The following is a 17,457-nucleotide window of genomic DNA, read 5'->3' as shown; positions in this document are numbered from 1 at the left end:
CCCCCCCCCCCCCCCCCCCCCCCCCCCCCCCCCCCCCCCCCCCCCCCCCCCCCCGGTGTACCCGCCACCGCCCTCTCGATCACATTCCCCACCGAGGAACCCCATGCACGTCACCACTGCGAACGCGGCCCGCACACAAGCCACGCGCCGCCGCCACGAGCAGGCCCGCCGCGTCGTCTCGACCGTCTCGATCGTGTCGCTCGGCCTCGCGACGATCATCGCCATTCTGCTCGTCGCCGACATCCGCGGAGCAGCAGCCGCCGGCCTCGCCGCGGCGACCGTCGTCACCCTCAGCACCGGATGCTTCGCCGCAGCGCTCTTCGGCAACCTCGCGCTCCTCGGCCACCGCGCGCAGGCCCTCGGCGCCCTCGGAGCGGCCGTCACCGTGGCCACCGCCGCGCACACCGTCTGGATGACCTGGGCGTTCTTCAACGACGCCACTGTCTTCACCGAGCACTCGACCCTGCAGTGGGGTGGCATGCTCGCGACCTTCCTGCTCGCGATCGCGGCGATGCTGATCCGTCACACGAGTCCGCTCACCTCAACGCACCCGACGCTCCACTCCGCAGCAGCAGCAGAATCCCGAGCCGCATGACCGACGACTCCCGCGACCCCGCTTCCGCCGAAGTCTCCGACACCTGGCCGCGCGAGGAGCGAGAGCGCATCGTCGCCGAGATCCGCGCTGCCGTCGCCGCCGAGCGCTGGGACGACTTCGCCGCCATCATCGACGACTACTTCTTCGCCCTCACCGCCGCCGAACCGCACGTGCTGATCGAGGCCTGGCTGCAGATTCCGCGGGAGTGGGTGGCCGAGCATCCGCGTCAGATGGTGGCCTCCGCGTTGACGCACGCCATCTGGCGCTCCGCCGACCGCCTCGAAGAGCGCGTCGAGCGCACCTTCACCCGCTGGGTGCTCGGGCAGGAGAGGCCCGCCGCGCGCGACACGATCGGCGTGCACGCGATGGAGATCCGGCACCACCTCGTCTCGGGGCGCTTCACCCGCGCGAACGACGCCGCCGACGACGCCCAGCGGGCGATCCGTCAGGCCACCGAGCAAGACGGGTTCGACGACGTGCTCGGCATGGTGCTGCTGCACGTCGGACTCGCCCGCCTCGTCGTCGCCGACACGCGCCGAGCGGCCGAAGCCTTCTCAGAAGCGTGGCGCTGGAGCGCGAGCGGTCTGCCGCACCCCATCACTCCGTACCTCGCGGGCTATTGCGCCCTCGCACACGCCCTCGCCGGCGACAACGCGCACGCGCAGGAATGGGCCGACCGCAGCGTCGTGCCCGTCGAAACGGACCCCCACGTCATGACCTACCGCATGCAATACGCCGGGCTCCTCGCCCGAGCGCTCATCGCGATCGGCCGGCTCGACCGTGAGGGCAGCGAGGGGATCCTCGCCGACGTCGGCCGCGGCATCGAGTCGGGTGACCTGTGGTGGGTCGAGATCCACGCCCGCGCACGTCACGCCCTGCTCTGGGGTGACCGCGCCCTTGCACTGCGCGACCTCGAACACGCGTTGAACTCGTTCCCGTCGCTCACCCCGCCGGCCTCCCTCGCCGGCGCCCTGCTGCGGGCCGACATCTCCGACCTGCACCAGTCGCTCGGTAACATCGACGCCGCACTGTACATCGTCGAACCCAGCACGCGGGCGCAGACCGACCCGTACCTCGCCGTCAGCGCCGCGCGCGCCCTCATGATCAACGGGCGCGCCCACGACGCCGCAGAGCTCCTCGACCGCACCCGAGCAGAGCAGCCGCCCGGCTTCACCGAGACAGCGCGCTGGCGCGTGATCCGCGCCAACCTCGCACACCTCGCCCGGGCGACGCCCACGGGGCACGCTCTGCTCGCCCGCGTGCGTGCCGCGCTCGACGAGTCGCAGGCCTATGACGCCGCGCAGGAGGCCATCCCGGGCGTCCGCCAGGCGATCACCGCGGATGCTCCGCTGCCAGGCGACGGCACGGCGCGGTTCGTGCCACCGCCGATGGTGTCGCTCACCCCGCGCGAAGAGCAGGTGCTCGGCCTCCTCGCCGCGCACGCCTCGGTGCAGCAGATCGCCGATGCCATGTTCGTCTCGCGCAACACCGCCAAGACGCACCTGCGCGTGCTCTACCGCAAGCTCGGCGTCTCGAGCCGCGACGCTGCACTCGAGGCATCCGCCCATCTTCGGCGCGGGCACACCCCCCGACACACCTCGGGGTGAGTGCCGGGGTGAATTTTGCACCCTGAGAGGGTGATATTGGTTTCCTGAGCTTTTCCTGAGTAGCTGCTCATCGGAATACTGGCGCTGAACTGTCGTGACGTCTTCGTGTCCGGCAGTCGGGGAGGAAACACAGTATGCGTGCTCAGGGGAGACTCACGAGGAGCCGACGGAAGTCGGACTCTCGGAACAACGGACTCAGCAGGAAGCGACCGGCACTCGCCGTCGTCGCGGTGACCTCGCTGGTCGTCGGCCTGATGGCGGCTTTCGTGCCGAATGCCGCGTTCGCGGCTCCTACCACCGCGACGAACGCGGTCGGTGCGGCGATCGACGGCCCCACGGCCGCAGGTCTCATCGCGAAGCTCGCCCCGGGCAACCCGGGGGTTCCCTCGGCGCCGATCACCCTGTTCCAGGAGAACTTCGAGAACGTCGCGGGCAATGCGCCGGTGGTGCTCAGCGCTTACACCGGCGCCGGCGGCCAGACCTATACCGCGGCTGCCCCGTGGCTGGCGAACTGCAATGGCCAGATCGTCAACTTCAACATCCCTCCGACGACCCAGGGGAACTGCGCGAACCTGGGTAGCGCGCAGAATCTGCGTCAGCTTGTCTACGCACTCGGCGCGCACGTGGGCTCGCCGACTCCGGCGACGAACAACGCCGTTGCCGCTTACACGGAGGGCAACCCGGGGGCGAACCAGGTCGAGTTCCAGACGGTGAACCCGGTGCCGCTCGCGTCGGCGAACGGACGCTACCTCACCTTCAGCGTCGACGCCGCAGCCAAGAACTGCAACGTCTCCGCGCCGCTCTACAACTTCTCGCTGCTCTCCTCGACCGGCGCGGCCACCGCGGTCGGTGGACAGATCAACGCCTGTACGTCGACCAAGACGGTCAACGCGCCCGCTTCCGGCACCCTCCCGGCGGCAGCCATCAACGTCGGCACGTACACGTCCAACGGGTCGCTGCTCTTCAGCGGCTCGTCCGTCGGCATCCGCATGACCAATGCCAACGGCAGCGGCACCGGTAACGACGCGGCCTTCGACAACATCCGCATCCTCGACGTCACCCCGCAGCTCGACAAGTCGTTCTCTCCTGCGACCCGCTTCGTCGGCCAGACCTCGACCCTGACGCTCACGGTCACCAACACGAGCGAGCTCGCCGCGAAGGCCGGCTGGGGCTTCGTCGACGAACTGCCCGCAGGGCTGACGATCGCTCCGTTCCCGAACCTCGGCGGCACCTGTGTCGCGACGCGTTCGGCACCGCAGGGCGGCACCTCGATCACGGTCACCAACGGCTCACTCGCCGCCGGCCAGGCCTCGTGCACCATCACGGTCGACGTCACCTCGTCGACGGTCGGCTCGTACACCAACGGTTCCGACAACATCACGCCGACCGGTCTCGACCAGCCCAATGAGGCGACCGTCGAGTTCCTCGAGCCCGAGCTGCCGATCGTGACCTGCACCTCGGACCCCAACATCTTCAACACCGGCTACAACGCCGCGACCGGTGGTGTTCTCGCGAACGGTGCATCGGATGCCAACTGGCAGGTCGCCGGCGGTGTCGATGGCTTCTTCCACCCGAACGGTACGACTCCGGTGACGGCCACCTCGCTCCCCGCGGCCGACGCGCTCTGGCTCGACGCCGAGGTGGGAAACCAGGTGCCCAACGCCTGGATCCCCAGCCCGTCGGGCAATGCCCAGTGGATCAGCGCGAACTACACCGGAGTCGGCGGAGCAAACCAGACCCAGGGCAGCGGTGACTGGTACTACCGCTTCCAGTTCGACCTTGACCCGGCCGTCAACCCCTCGGCGTTCTCTCTCACGATGAATTGGCTCGCCGACAACAGCGTCGCCGCTGTGTGGGTCAACGGCCAGCAGCAGACCGGTGCGAACCTGCCGCAGAACACGACCGACCCTTACCGGTACGGTGGATTCGTCGCGGGCGCGCAGGCGACGACCCTGCTCGACAACAGCTGGCAGACCGGCACGAACGTGATCATCGTGCAGATCAAGAGCTTCTGGACGAACGAGGGCTTCAACGCCCAGGTCGTCCCGAGTCCGCTCTGCGCCGACTACGGTGACGCACCCGACAGCTACGGCACGACCGCAGCCCAGAACGGCCCGAGCCACGCGCTGCTGCCCGGTCTGACCATCGGCACGGCGATCGACGCCGAGCTCGACGGCCAGCCCACGCCCGACGCCGACGGCGACGACGTGAACGGCATCGCCGACGAGGACGGCGTGGATGCTCCGATCGAGATCATCCCCGGTGAGCAGACCGTGGTCACCGTCTCGGTGACGAACGAGACCGACGAGGTCGCGACCCTCGCCGGCTGGATCGACCTCGACAACAACGGCACGTTCGACGCCGGAGAGCGCGTGGTCGTGCAGGTTCCCGCCAACAGCGGCACCGCCGACTACACGCTGACGTTCCCGATCGGCACGCCGACCGCCGACTCGTTCGCGCGCTTCCGCCTCTTCCCGGGCGTCGTCGCCGACCCGCAGCCGCTCGGTGTCGCCACCGGCGGTGAGGTCGAGGACTACCCCGTGGTCTTCGCCGACCGCGCTCTCGAGATCGAGAAGGAGTCGACGCAGACCGCCGACAGCCGCCCCGGTGACGTCGTCACCTACACGGTGACCGCGACCAACACCGGCACCGCGGGCTACACGGCCCTCAACCCGGCCGTCGTGTTCGACGACCTTCGCGGAGTGCTCGACGACGCCGAGTACAACCTCGACGCCACGGCATCCGTCGGCTCGAACCCGACGTACATCGACCCGGGCTTCATCTCGTGGTCCGGCGCCCTGCCGGCCGGCGACTCGGTCACGCTCACCTACTCGGTGACGCTGCAGGCCGGTGGCGACGGTGTCGTGCGCAACGTCGCCTGGCAGCCGACCACCCCGCCGACCCCGGGTAACCCGCCCACCGACGTGCCGACCTGTGACCCCGCCACCGGCGAGGGCACCGACCCGGTGACCGGTGAGGTCTGCGCCTCGACGGAGAACCTGCTCCCGCGTCTCACGATCGACAAGACCGCGAGCACCGACGAGCTGCCGGCCGACGGTGACTCCGTCACCTACACGGTCGTCGTCACCAACGAGGGCCCGGGCGAGTTCACAACCGAGTCGCCCGCGACCTTCGTCGACGACATGACCGAGGTGCTCGACGACGCGACGTACAACGGTGACGCCACGGCATCCGCCGGAACCGTCACGTACGCCGCTCCCGAGCTCAGCTGGTCGGGTCCGCTCGCCGCCGGGGCGTCCGCGACGATCACCTACACGGTCACGTACGACGCCTCCACCGGTGACAACGTGCTCATCAACACCGTCTGCGTGCCGGAAGAGGATGCCCTCGACCCGGATGCCGCGTGCGACTTCGCACAGGTGCCCGCAGCCGCACTGTCGATGGACAAGACCGTGAACCCGGCATCCGGCACCGCCGTGATCGCCGGCCAGGAGGTCACGTACACCCTGTCGTTCACGAACGAGGGAGCAGCGCCGGCCACGGTCGACGCCCTCGACTCGCTCGCGAACGTGCTCGACGACGCGTCGCTGACCGCCGGCCCCACGGCCGACGCCGGCCTCACCGCGACGCTCACCGGCACCGACCTCGCCATCACCGGTGAGGTGCCCGTCGGCGAGACCCTGACCGTGACCTACACGGTGACGGTCGCGGACTACGCCGACCAGGGCGACCACGTGCTCGGCAACGTGCTCAGCAACGGTGACGGCACCTGCCCGCCCGCCGGTTGCGAGGAGACCGAGAACCCGGTTCGCCACTACACCGTGTCGAAGGAGGTCGCGGCGAGCACGCCCGAGACCGTGAACCCGGGTGACGTCGTCACCTACACGCTCACGATCGTCAACGACGGTAGCGCCGCCTACACGTCGGCCACCCCGGCGACGATCAGCGACAACCTGTCGGCCGTGCTCGACGACGCCACGCTGACCGGCACGCCCACCGCGGTGGTCGTCGGACAGCCCGGCATCACGCTGCCGGTTCCGACGTTCGCGTCGCCGAACCTCAACTGGTCGGGTGCGATCGGTGTCGGCCAGACCGTCACGATCACCTACTCGGTCGAGGTCAACGACCCGCGCTCGGGTGACGGAGAGCTCGCCAACGTGGTGCTGCCCACCGGCCCCGGCGGCGAGTGCGCCCCCGACGAGTGCGCGACCGTCACCCCGGTGCAGTCGTACACGGTGTCGAAGTCGGCATCCGCGACGAGCGCCGTCCCCGGCGACACCATCACCTACACGGTGGTCGTGACCAACAACAGTGACGTCGCCTACACGGAGGATGCCCCGGCATCCTTCTCCGACGACCTGTCGGCCGTGCTCGACGACGCCGCCTACAACGACGACGCCACCGAGGGTGCGACCGTCACCGGCAGCACGCTCGCCTGGGAAGGCCCGCTGGCCGCCGGTGCATCGATCACCATCACCTACTCGGTGACCGTCAACAACCCGGTCTCGGGTGACGGTGTGCTCACCAACGCGGTCGTCCCCGACGGCCCCGGCGGCGAGTGCGTGCCCGACGAGTGCGGCACGGTCACCCCGGTGCAGGCGTACACGGTGACGAAGGAAGCCTCCGCGTCGACCGTCGTCCCCGGTGGCACCATCACCTACACGGTGACGGTCGAGAACACCGGTTCGGTGGACTACACCGACGGTGCCCCGGCATCCTTCTCCGACGACCTGTCGGCCGTGCTCGACGACGCGGTCTACAACCTCGACGCCGACAACGGCGCGACGTTCACCGACCCGACGCTGAGCTGGTCGGGTGCGCTGGCCGCCGGCGAGTCGATCACCATCACCTACTCGGTGACCGTCAGCGACCCGAACACCGGTGACAACGTGCTCACCAACGCGGTCGTTCCGACGAGCCCCGGCGGAGACTGCATCGGTGAGTGCGAGACCACGACCGACGTGCAGTCCTACACCGTCTCGAAGACGGCATCGGCGACGTCGGTGCAGCTCGGCGGCACCATCACCTACACGGTGACGGTGACCAACACGGGTGGCGTGGACTACACGACGGCTGCTCCGGCATCCTTCACCGACGACCTGTCGGCCGTGCTCGACGACGCGTCGTACAACGACGACGCGACGAACGGCGCCACGGTGACCGGCAACACGCTCGCCTGGTCGGGGGCGCTGGCTGCGGGTGAGTCGATCGACATCGTCTACTCGGTGACGGTCAACAGCCCCAACACCGGCGACAACGTGCTCACCAACGCGGTCGTCCCGACCGGCGACGGCGGATCGTGCGACCCCGCAGAGGTCTGCGAGACCGTCACTCCGGTGCAGTCGTACACGGTCACCAAGACGGCGGATGCCGTGGACGTGATCCCGGGCGACACGATCACCTACACGCTGACGATCACCAACACCGGCGAGGCGGCCTACACGGCCGAGTCCCCGGCGGCGCTGACCGACGACCTCTCCGAGGTCCTCGACGACGCGACGTACAACGGTGACGTCACCGGTGGAGCGACCTACGCCGCTCCCGTGCTCAGCTGGTCCGGCCCGCTCGCTGTCGGCGAGACGGTCACGCTCACGTACTCCGTGACCGTGAACGACCCGGTCACCGGTGACAGCCAGATCGACAACGCGGTGGTCACCGAGAACGGCGGAAACTGCGAGCCCGGCTCGACCGACCCCGCCTGCCTCGTGAACATCCCGTCGGGGTCGTTCACCGTGTCGAAGGATGCCTCGGCCACCAGCGCGCTGCCCGGCGACGTCATCACCTACACGGTGACCGTCACCAACACCGGTGCGATCGACTACACCGCCGACGAGCCCGCCTCGTTCGACGACAACCTCGCGAACGTGCTCGACGACGCGACGTACAACGATGACGCCTCGAACGGCGCCACCGTCACCGGTACGACGCTCTCGTGGTCGGGCCCGCTCGCCGTGGGCGGCTCGATCGAGATCACGTACTCGGTCACCGTCAACCCGGCAGGCTCGGGTGCGGGCGATCTCAACCTCGGCAACATCGTGGTCCCGACGGCTCCGGGCGGCGACTGCGACCCCGAGGGCGAGTGCGCCACCGACACCCCGATCGGCCAGTTCCAGGTCTCGAAGGCATCGTCCGGCGCGGGCGAGGTCAACGAGGGCGACGTGCTGACCTACACGATCACCGTCACGAACAACAGCGCCGTCGACTTCACGGAGGACGCCCCGGCATCCTTCACCGACGACCTGTCGGCCGTGCTCGACGATGCGACGTACAACGACGACGCGACCGAGGGCGCGACCGTCGATGGCACGACGCTGAGCTGGGAGGGCCCGCTCGCCGCCGGCGCCACGATCACCATCACCTACTCGGTGACCGTGAACGCGGCCGGCGACGGCGACGGCATCCTGACCAACGCGGTCGTTCCCGGTGACGGCGGAACCTGCATCGGCGAGTGCTCGACCGAAGACGCCCTCCAGGCCTACACGGCCTCGAAGACGTCGTCGGCCGGCGGCTCGGTGACCGTGGGCGACGTGGTCACCTACACCGTGACCATCACGAACACCGGTGCGGTGGACTACACCGACGAGGAGCCCGCCTCCTTCACCGATGACCTGTCGGCCGTGCTCGACGACGCGACGTACAACGACGACGCGTCCGAAGGTGCCACCGTCACAGGAAACACCCTGTCGTGGTCGGGAGCCCTCCCCAGTGGCGCTTCCCTCGAGATCACGTACTCGGTGACGGTGCTCGCCGCCGGAACCGGCGACGGTGTTCTCACGAACGCGGTCGTCCCCACCGGTCCCGGCGGCGGGTGCGACCCGGAGGCCGAGTGCTCGACCACCGACGCGCTCCGCTCCTTCACGGTCGACAAGTCCGCATCGGCCACCACGGTCAACCTCGGCCAGACGCTCACCTACACGATCGTCGTGACCAACACCGGTGCCGCTGCCTTCACGGCGGATGCCCCGGCCACGGTCTCGGATGATCTCTCGGGTGTGCTCGACGATGCGACCTACAACGGCGACGCCTCGAACGGTGCGACCTACGCCGCCCCGATCCTGTCGTGGTCGCTCGCGATCCCCGTCGAGGACAGCGTCACGCTGACCTACTCGGTGACCGTGAACGCCCCCGCGACCGGTGACCTCGACCTCGCCAATGCCGTCACCCCGGGTGATGGCGGCGAGTGCCTCGACGAGGGCTCGTGCGTCACGAACACGCCGATCTCCGCGTACGAGGTCTCCAAATCGGTCGACACGGAGACCACGGCCGCGGGTCAGAAGGTGACCTACACGATCGCCATCGGCAACACCGGTGCGGTCGCGTACACCGACGAGACGCCGGCATCGTTCACCGACGACCTGTCGGAGGTGCTCGACGACGCGACCTACAACGGCGACGCGACGAACGGGGCGACCTACACCGCTCCGGTGCTGAGCTGGGCGGGTGCGCTCGAGGTCGGCCAGGTCGTCTCGGTCACCTACAGCGTCACGGTCAACGATCCCCTCACGGGCGACCGTGAGCTCGTGAACGCGGTGCTCCCCGGTGACGGCGGAGCGTGCGGCGACGCGTGCTCGGTCACCACGACGGTCACGCCGCCGGCCCCGCCGCTGGCGACCACGGGTCTGAACCCGTGGATCGTGGGTGGGGGCCTCGGAGTCGCGACGCTGGCGATCCTCGCCGGACTCGCGCTGCTCCTGGTGCGCCGTCGTCAGAACATCACCGAGTAATCGAGAAGTAAGGCAGAGGTGAACGGGCGGGGCCATCAGGCCTCGCCCGTTCACCGCATCCACGACATGTCACGCATACATCTCTTAACTGTCACCCGTTTTGCAGCCGTGCTCGCGATCGCACTGCCGGTGCTGGGCCTGCTCGGCTTCGGTGGGGCTCCGGCGGCCGCCGCCGAGCAGTCGGCGCCGAACATCGCGGTCACGCTCACGAGCGACGCCGAGGCTCTCGCCGCGGGGGAGCGGATCACCTACACCGCCGAGATCGTGAACAGGGGCGAGGCCGTTCAGGCCCGCGTGGTGCTCACCCCGCCCACCTACGTCGCACTCGGCTCGCTCGACGGGGCCGAGGTCGACGGAAACGAGGCGACCTGGTCGCTCACCCTCGGAGCGGCTGAGACGAAGACGATCGAGATCCCCGCGCGGATCGGCGACATCCCCGAGGCCGAGCTGCGGGCGACCGCGTTGCTCAGCCTCTACGTCGGCGATGGGGCGAATCCGCTCGTGCGCACCGCCTCGGCGGATGTGATCGACGGCGTCGACGACGTGCAGACCGAGGTCAGTCCGCTGCCCGGCATCCTGCTCGCGGTGGGAATCGGGCTGATCGTCGTGCTGATCGGACTCGCGGTGGTGTTCATCGTGCTGCAGCGCCGTCGTCGCGCCGCAGAGGAAGCCGCCAAGCGCGACGCATGGGTCGGGTACGCGCGCCGCGAGTCGCAGCCGACGGATGCCGAGATCGAGACGCCCGAAAGCCGCTGAATCTCGTGGTGGGGCCCTTCGACAGGCTCAGGGACCCAGTTTCTTCACTGGGTTGCTGAGCCTGTCGAAGCACCCCCACGCACCGGCATACGACGAAGGGCCCGAGACTGTGTGTGCTCGGGCCCTTCGACGAACATCTAGCGGATGCCGAAGATGCGGCGCATCGCCGTCTCGGCGCCGTCGCCGTCGCGGCGTGCGATCGCGGTGGCGAGTTCGCGGCTGGCCGTGCGCGCGGCGTCGACCTCGTGCGACGAGTACGAGAGCCGGCGCAGTGCCCGCAACAGCGAGAACTGGCGCTCGGTGATCTCGGCGTGGAGGATCGGGCTGCCGGCGCGTGCCGACAGGAAGAGCAGGAGTTCGAGCGCGGCCGTCGCCGCCTCGGCGGGCGAGCCGATGGCCTCGAGCAGCCCATCGATGCGGGAGACGGCGGTCTCGGCATCCGTCGTCGACAGCGACGCGACCGCCTGCCGGGCGGCGATGCCCCCGCAGTAGCCTGCCCAGCGCCGGCAGTCCTCGGCGATCTGGCGGGTCAGCGGCGTCACGCGCGTGCGCCGCGACGGCAGGATCTCGACGAGCCCGATCTGCTGCAGCTGCAGGATGGCCTCGCGCACCGGCGTACGGGAGATGCCCATCTGCTCGGCCAGTTCGCGGTCGCGCAGCAGCTCACCGTCTTCGAGGGAGCCGGAGGCGATCGCCGATCCGATCTCGGAGAAGGCGTCATCACCGAGGAAACGGCGCTCGCGGCGAAGCTCGGAGCCGTCGTAGATCTCCTGCCGTGGAGTGGCGGGGATCTCGGGGCTCGGATCGGCCGGGGCCAGATCCTCGACCGGGTGGGGAACCTTCAGGACACTGCGGGGCCGTACGCGGACTTCGTCCAGGATGACGCTCATCTATCACCAATCGACTCACTGTGGAGGGTGAAGGGAGCGGCGCACCACACTCCGCCCCCTTCACGCGACACTCCCCTGGAGCCGCCGCGTAGATGAGGGGACCGACTACCCCTCAAAAGATTGACGAGCGAGCATCAGGAATCTGACGCTCGCTCGTCGAATTGGCGACTGAGTGCAGAAAATCAGCTCTTGATCGGCAGCACCTTGAACTTGCCGGACGTGCCCGGAGCGGGCGGAACGACGACGGCGAACTCGCTCTTGCCCTGCGTCGGGGCGATGACGACCTCGGCGGGGATGCCCGGTGCGATCACCGCGGCGGGGATGCCGGTGAGCACGCCCGCCTTGGTCGCGCTGGTGGTGAACGCCTTGAGCGCCTTCTTGTCGAGGCTCGTGACGTAGGTCTGGAACTGCAGGGCGATCGCGTCGAAGCTCTCGTCGGGGATGCTCGGGTGCGAGATCAGCACGGTGTCGACCGTCTGGTTGCCGTTCTTGACCTGCAGCCCGGTGTAGCGCTGCTTGCCGACCCAGCCGCGTGACTGGAAGTCGGTGAAGAGGTTCGCGCCGGCGTTCTTGCGCGTCGCGAAGTGCACGATCAGCAGGATGATGCCCAGCGGCACGAGGATGAGTGGGGCGAAGGAGTAGACGTACGACCACACCTCGCTGCGCCCGCTCGAGTACTCGAAGAGGTCGGGGCGGAAGAGCAGCTGCGGGATGTACTCCCACGCCCAGTCCACGGCCTGACCGGTCGAGAAGAGGTTGAACGCGAACGCCGCGGCGCCGAGCCCGAGGCTCGTCCAGCCGAGGCTCGAGACGGTGCGTTTGCCGTCGACGGCCTTCGCGAAACCTTCGGGCGTGGACAGTTGATGCTGGACGGTAGCCAAAGTCATGCGCCCGAGCATAGCGAAACCTGTGCGGCCGCTATGGCTCTGGACATGGGGAGTAATCCCCACCGGGGTGGCCGGCATCCGCATGCGAGAGATGCCGGCCACCTGCGGTGGGCGACACCCCCATGTCGCCCACCTGTGGCCTCGATATTCCCGGATCGAGGGCGGAAGCGGAGACCGAGACTCCGCTTCCACATCTATTGACGGATGGAGTGCAGGAATCTGTCGCGGATTCCGGAAATCAACCGACGGCGGATTCGAGCTGCCAGCGGAGCTGCTCGAGCGCGGCCGCATTCTTCTCGGCGTCGTGCGTGCTGAACGGGCGGTCGGGCGCGACGTCGAGCGAGATCTGCACCTCGCACCCGCGGCGCATCGGGGTCGAGGTCACGCCGACCTCCATCTCCCAGTTCCAGATCGTGCGCTTCGTGCGGAATCGCAGATGCTGTCGCGAATCGTCGACCTGCAGATCGGTGTGCTCACCGCCGATCACGATCTGTTCGACGGCGGTGGCCACGGCATCCGCGTCGGCGCGCACGTGGAAGCGCGCGTGCGCGGCGGAGTCGGGCGCGGTCAGCAAACCCGGTGACCAGAGAGGGATTCCCTCGCTCATGTCGTCGTTCCTTTCCCCAGTTCGAACGATGCGGGCGCGATGTCCCCTTAGGAGACGAGTGAGGGGGCGATTTCTTACGCGGGTGCTCGAAATCGAGCCGCATAGGACGCAGCGCGACCGATCCCGAGGCCGATCTCGTCATGTGGATGAGGGGGCGTGCGTGTGAGGCGACGCCGGCACGAAGCGAGGGGGAACGGTCATGGATCAGTGGAAGTGGAAGCTCGGACAGGCGGGGATCCTGTTCCTCGGCGCTGTGGTGTTCTCCCTCGTCATCGCGGCGGTCGGGGCCAGCTGGTGGGTGGCTCTCGTCGTGCCCGCGGCGTTCCTGTCATCGGGGATCATGCTCACCCGGGCGCTGCGTGAGCGCCGTCGTGAGCGTCGGGTGACCCACACGGAACGGCGCCCGTGACGACGACGCAGGCGTACCTGCTGCAGGGAGTCGTGTTCCTCGTCGTCGGCGTCATGCTCCTGCTCGCCTGCGACGATCGGCACGTCATCGAGGCGATCCTCACTCTGATCCTGGTGTTCTCGATCTCGGCGCTGGGGTTCGCGCTCGCGCTGCGCGAGCGGGCGCGCGAACGCGTGACCCCGCGCCGGCCGAGCAGTCGCCGGTATCGGGCGGTGGCGGCGACATCCGATTCCGTGCGGGGCGAGGGCTGAGGGACGGGCGGATGCCGCGCTGGCGCTGGTTCTTGGTGCAGGGTGTGCTGTTGCTCGCCGCGGGTGTGCTGTTCGGGCTCGCGCTCGTGGTCGGATCCGCGGGGGTGTGGGTCGGGGTCGCCGCGCTCGTCAGTCTGGTGGTCGCCTCGGTCGCCCTGTTCCTGGGATGGCGGGAGCGGTGGCGGATGCTCGACGAGGAGGCACGGTCACGGCGACGGCGCGGGGCGTGAGGGGCCGGGCTCGGGTGCGAGTTGCGGGGAGTTTCTCCACCTGCAGGGGGTATCGGGCGTTTTCTCCCTGCACGTGTGCTTCTTCCCTGCAGATGGCTACGGCGCCCGGCGGATCACGGTGCCGGGTCGAACCGGCGACCCTCTCGCTTGGCGGGCTGCAGCATGAGCACGAGCAGGAAGAGACCGCCGACGGCGGGGAGGAACGACAGGAAGAACCACGCCCCGGCGAGGCCCGCGTCGTGCAGGCGGCGCCAGGTCAGGGCGAGCCACGGCACCACGAGCGCGAGGGCGATGACGCCGCCGATCGCGGCGCCGAGCGGAATGAGCAGCGCGGCCGTGGGGTCGTCGAGGATCGCCGCGCCCGACGTGCCGACCGGCATAGCGGAGTCGAGCTCGGTGCCGGCCGAGACCGTGAGTTGGCTGGCGATCGAGTGCGTGATGCCGGAGGTGAGGCCGACGGTCAGGAGGGTGTTCGGTACGAGCGTCACGAGGAACACGAACAGCGCCACCCACCAGAACTCGCTCTTCGACGCCCGCCCGGTGAACGTCGCGAACTGACGGAAGAACCGGCTCACCGCCTGCGCGAACGTCGCGCGGTACAGCGGCTGGGACAGGGGAGCGGATGCTGCGGACATGGGTCTCCTCGAGGGTCGGCCGACACCATCCTCTCGCGGAACAGGGAGATCAGGGCGACGGCTGCTCAGGACTCCGGCGTCGACGGACCACCGCGTGGATGCCGTAGCCGATCAGCGCGGGGAGGACGCAGAGCAGCGCGATCTGCAGCACCGGATCGAAGAGGGGGCGATTCCAGAGGAACACGATGCCTCCGGGCATCGCGGCGGAGAAGAAGACCATCGCCCCGAGGTTGCGGGGCCGCGCCGGGCCGCGCGCTTCCCGCTTGTGGTGGCGGAGGTGGCCGAGGGCGAGGCCGTACGCGAGCGAGACGAGTGCCAGCGCGATCGCGACGGCGACGCTGATGGTCGTGGCGAGCTGTTCGGTCATCGCGCTCCCTCCGAGACCGAGCGATCCTCGTGAGGAGCGGTCGAGCGGCTGGCCCGCACACGGCCGACGATCCACGCGACGCTTGCCCCCACGACCGCGGGCAGCGCGATCAGGAGGAGGTATTGCAGCCACAGGGGCTCGATCGCCGGAGTCTGCCAGAGGCTCGCGGCGCAGAACGTCAGCCAGATCGAGGCGAGAATCGTTGCGGTCAGTCGTCGTCGCGCCCGTCTGTCTTCTCGGTGCGAGACGACGAGTGCACCCAGAACGAACGCCCACATCGTCGAGGGTGCAGCGTGGAGAATCGTGGCAACAGTCATGTCGTGCCTTTCGCTCGTCGACCCTCCCCAGGATGGACAGCGAGTCGGCGACGATACGGACTGATTCTGGACGGCGCCTGAGCGGCGGCATCCGCTCATCGAGACGTGTGCGGGCGCCGACGGCGAAGAGAAGAGGGAGGGCGTTGGGGCACCCTCCCTCGAGATCCGGTCGTGGGGACCTGGATCGGATGCCGGCGGGGAGGCCGGCTGCCGGCGGGGAGGCCGGCGAAGGCAAGAAGCCCTTCACCGGTTAAGACGCCGTATATCGGTTTTCGTGACGCGACCGTCGGGGTGAGTTTTCGGCGGGTCCGGGGTGAGAAGCCGGTGCCGGGGGCTACGCCGAGACGGGCAGCGACCGGGCGGCGTCGTGCAGGCAGTCGATGAACGCGGTGAGAACGGGGCTACCGGCCCGGGCCTGGCGAACGGCGAGCAGCCGGGTCGTCGGTGAGCCGGTGAGCGGCACGACGGCGATCGACGGCGGCACGAGCTGGCGCACCGACTCGGGCAGGATGCTCGCACCCATGCCTGCCGCGACGAAGCCGAGCGCGGTCTCCTGGTGGGCGACCTCCTCGATCACGCGGGGCGTGCGGCCGCTCGCCCCGAGCACCTCGGCCACGCGATCGACGAAGCCCGGCATGAGCGCGCGGGGGTAGGTGATCATCGGTACACCGGTGATCTGCTCGGCCGTGACCTCGGAGAGGCCGGCCAACGGATGGTCGACGGGCAGGCAGGCGACGAGGCGCTCCTCGAAAACGACCTCGCAGGTCAGGGGAACGGATGCCGGCCCCTGCGGCGGCACCTCGTCGCGCACGATGCCGACGTCGAGCGTGCCCTCGCGCAGCCGGGCGAACTGCTCGCCCGAGGTGAGCGGAACGAGGCTGAGCGTGACCTTCTCGCGGCGGGCGCGGAAGAGCTGCACGACGCCGGGGAGCAGCGTGTAGTTCGCCGAGCTGACGAAGCCCGCGGTGAGGTGACCGGCGAGGCCGTCGACGTAGTCGCGCATGTCGGAGCGCACCGATTCGACCTCGTCGAGGATGCGGCGGGCGCGCTCCTGCAGATGCCGACCGGCCGGGGTGAGCGAGACGCGACGGGTGCTGCGCTCGAACAGCGCGGTGCCGACCTCCTGCTCGAGCCTGCCCACCTGCACGCTCAGCGGGGGCTGCGACATGTGCAGCCGCTGGGCCGCGCGGCCGAAGTGGAGCTCGTCGGCGACGGCCATGAAATAGCGCAGTTGACGGAGCTCCATGAGGGCACGATACGTGTCTCGTATTACCGCTCCGTTACGGGGAGATTGCGAGCGAAAAGGTATCAATAACGCATTTGACCTGGGGTTATTCGCACGGTTTCCTGGTGCTGGAGGAGTACCAATGACCGAGGCATCCGCATGACCGCCCCGCACGTCGCTCTCTTCCATGTGCGCACCCACCGTCCCCGCGCCGCCGCCGGATACCAGGCCCTCCTCGACTCGCTCAACGAGGCGGCCGTCGCCGCCGTCGAGGGACTCGGATGGACCGCCTCGCTGCACGCCGCGGCCGAAGACCCCGAGGCCGAGCTGCGGCAGGCCTCGCGCGATGCCGATGTGGTCGTGATCCTCGGCGGCGACGACATCGAACCCGGACTCTACGGTCAGCAGGACCGCCGGCCGCGAAGGTCGCCGTACGAACGCCGGGCAGACCGGCTGCAGATCGCCGTGATCATGGATGCTGTCGGCGCCGGGCGCCCGCTCCTCGGACTGTGCCGAGGGCATCAGCTTCTCAACGTCGCCCTCGGCGGGAGCCTGTTGCAGCACGTTCCCGGGCACCGGGGGCCGGGGGCGGAGCCGTTCATCCCCACGACACTCGACTTCGCGGCCGTCGCGCCGGGCCTCGCGCCGCCTGCGCTGTGCACGCACCATCAGGCCATCGACGAACTCGGCGAGGGGCTCGTGGTGCTCACGCGATCGGGCGATGGCGTGATCGAGGCCATCGCCCACGAGACCCTGCCCCTGCTGGGGGTGCAGTGGCATCCCGAGCATCCGCTCACCGCCGCTACGCAGTTCGGCGCGCTGCTGCGGGCGGTGCGTGCGGGGGAGTTGGTGGCGTAGGGGTGTGTTGTGGGGGACGCTTCGACAGGCTCAGCGACCCAGTAGGTGCCTCAGCGACCCAGTCGGGGGATCAGTGACCCGGTCGGTGGCTCAGCGACCCGGTCGGTGGGTCGGCGGAGCCGTCTCAGGAACTGGGTC

Annotated in this window: 15 protein-coding genes; 8 read left to right on the top strand and 7 right to left on the bottom strand. The window is 69.2% G+C overall.

Translation table 11 applies throughout. The features are described from left to right. The first annotated feature begins 103 nt into the window (after positions 1 to 103). The 4 genes from ACTJKK_RS16520 (at position 104) to ACTJKK_RS16505 (ending at position 10,643) form a co-directional block, all read left to right on the top strand. A complete protein-coding gene (locus ACTJKK_RS16520) occupies positions 104 to 595 on the top strand; it encodes a hypothetical protein (protein WP_440748773.1) in 492 nt (163 codons plus the stop codon). Beyond that, entirely contained in the window at positions 592 to 2,202 is a 1,611-nt protein-coding gene (locus ACTJKK_RS16515; protein ID WP_440748772.1) for a response regulator transcription factor, read from the top strand. Before ACTJKK_RS16520 ends, ACTJKK_RS16515 begins: the two co-directional genes overlap by 4 nt. 230 nt (positions 2,203 to 2,432) lie before the next feature. Then, positions 2,433 to 9,887 carry a GEVED domain-containing protein gene (locus tag ACTJKK_RS16510; RefSeq protein ID WP_440748771.1) on the top strand — a complete coding sequence of 2,485 codons (7,455 nt, stop codon included), beginning with the start codon at positions 2,433 to 2,435 and terminating at the stop codon, positions 9,885 to 9,887. 66 nt (positions 9,888 to 9,953) lie between these two features. Next, positions 9,954 to 10,643: a hypothetical protein gene (locus ACTJKK_RS16505; protein ID WP_440748770.1), complete on the top strand. Its 690-nt coding sequence runs from the start codon at positions 9,954 to 9,956 to the stop codon at positions 10,641 to 10,643. Between the two features lie 137 nt (positions 10,644 to 10,780). Here ACTJKK_RS16505 and ACTJKK_RS16500 read toward each other — a convergent pair whose 3' ends face one another. From ACTJKK_RS16500 to ACTJKK_RS16490, 3 genes are all read right to left on the bottom strand, one after another. Beyond that, positions 10,781 to 11,533: a GntR family transcriptional regulator gene (locus tag ACTJKK_RS16500; RefSeq protein ID WP_440748769.1), complete on the bottom strand. Its 753-nt coding sequence runs from the start codon at positions 11,531 to 11,533 to the stop codon at positions 10,781 to 10,783. 182 nt (positions 11,534 to 11,715) lie between these two features. Then, positions 11,716 to 12,420: a hypothetical protein gene (locus ACTJKK_RS16495; protein WP_440748768.1), complete on the bottom strand. Its 705-nt coding sequence runs from the start codon at positions 12,418 to 12,420 to the stop codon at positions 11,716 to 11,718. Between the two features lie 238 nt (positions 12,421 to 12,658). Continuing rightward, a complete protein-coding gene (locus tag ACTJKK_RS16490; RefSeq protein ID WP_440748767.1) occupies positions 12,659 to 13,027 on the bottom strand; it encodes a hypothetical protein in 369 nt (122 codons plus the stop codon). Positions 13,028 to 13,226: 199 nt separating this feature from the next. On the opposite strand from ACTJKK_RS16490, the gene ACTJKK_RS16485 reads away from it, so the two are divergent. Genes ACTJKK_RS16485 through ACTJKK_RS16475 form a run of 3 tightly spaced genes read left to right on the top strand, consistent with a single transcriptional unit; the run spans position 13,227 to position 13,917 of the window. Continuing rightward, positions 13,227 to 13,436 carry a hypothetical protein gene (locus tag ACTJKK_RS16485; RefSeq protein ID WP_440748766.1) on the top strand — a complete coding sequence of 70 codons (210 nt, stop codon included), beginning with the start codon at positions 13,227 to 13,229 and terminating at the stop codon, positions 13,434 to 13,436. Beyond that, positions 13,433 to 13,687 (top strand): hypothetical protein, encoded by a 255-nt coding sequence (locus ACTJKK_RS16480; RefSeq protein WP_440748765.1) that lies wholly within the window; start codon positions 13,433 to 13,435, stop codon positions 13,685 to 13,687. The genes ACTJKK_RS16485 and ACTJKK_RS16480 overlap by 4 nt, the downstream gene beginning before the upstream one ends. An 11-nt stretch (positions 13,688 to 13,698) precedes the next feature. Next, on the top strand, positions 13,699 to 13,917 hold the full coding sequence (locus tag ACTJKK_RS16475; protein WP_440748764.1) for a hypothetical protein: 219 nt from the start codon (positions 13,699 to 13,701) through the stop codon (positions 13,915 to 13,917). A gap of 113 nt (positions 13,918 to 14,030) precedes the next feature. On the opposite strand, the gene ACTJKK_RS16470 is transcribed toward ACTJKK_RS16475, so the two are convergent. The 4 genes from ACTJKK_RS16470 to ACTJKK_RS16455 form a co-directional block, all read right to left on the bottom strand. Then, positions 14,031 to 14,552 carry a DUF805 domain-containing protein gene (locus ACTJKK_RS16470; protein WP_440748763.1) on the bottom strand — a complete coding sequence of 174 codons (522 nt, stop codon included), beginning with the start codon at positions 14,550 to 14,552 and terminating at the stop codon, positions 14,031 to 14,033. Between the two features lie 49 nt (positions 14,553 to 14,601). Continuing rightward, positions 14,602 to 14,919 (bottom strand): hypothetical protein, encoded by a 318-nt coding sequence (locus ACTJKK_RS16465; protein ID WP_440748762.1) that lies wholly within the window; start codon positions 14,917 to 14,919, stop codon positions 14,602 to 14,604. Then, positions 14,916 to 15,236 carry a hypothetical protein gene (locus ACTJKK_RS16460; protein WP_440748761.1) on the bottom strand — a complete coding sequence of 107 codons (321 nt, stop codon included), beginning with the start codon at positions 15,234 to 15,236 and terminating at the stop codon, positions 14,916 to 14,918. The genes ACTJKK_RS16465 and ACTJKK_RS16460 overlap by 4 nt, the downstream gene beginning before the upstream one ends. Positions 15,237 to 15,570: 334 nt before the next feature. Beyond that, positions 15,571 to 16,482, bottom strand: a complete 912-nt coding sequence (locus ACTJKK_RS16455; RefSeq protein ID WP_440748760.1) for a LysR substrate-binding domain-containing protein — start codon at positions 16,480 to 16,482, stop codon at positions 15,571 to 15,573. A gap of 138 nt (positions 16,483 to 16,620) precedes the next feature. Between ACTJKK_RS16455 and ACTJKK_RS16450 the strand changes: the two genes are divergently transcribed. Further along, positions 16,621 to 17,319, top strand: coding sequence for a gamma-glutamyl-gamma-aminobutyrate hydrolase family protein (locus ACTJKK_RS16450; RefSeq protein ID WP_440748759.1), 699 nt, complete (start codon positions 16,621 to 16,623; stop codon positions 17,317 to 17,319). Positions 17,320 to 17,457: the final 138 nt, after the last annotated feature.

Origin of the sequence: Microbacterium sp. 22179 (assembly GCF_052045715.1) — a bacterium.
Lineage (GTDB): Bacteria > Actinomycetota > Actinomycetes > Actinomycetales > Microbacteriaceae > Microbacterium > Microbacterium galbinum.
Note: the sequence above shows the minus strand (reverse complement) of the source record. Positions and strands in the feature narration are given on the sequence as shown.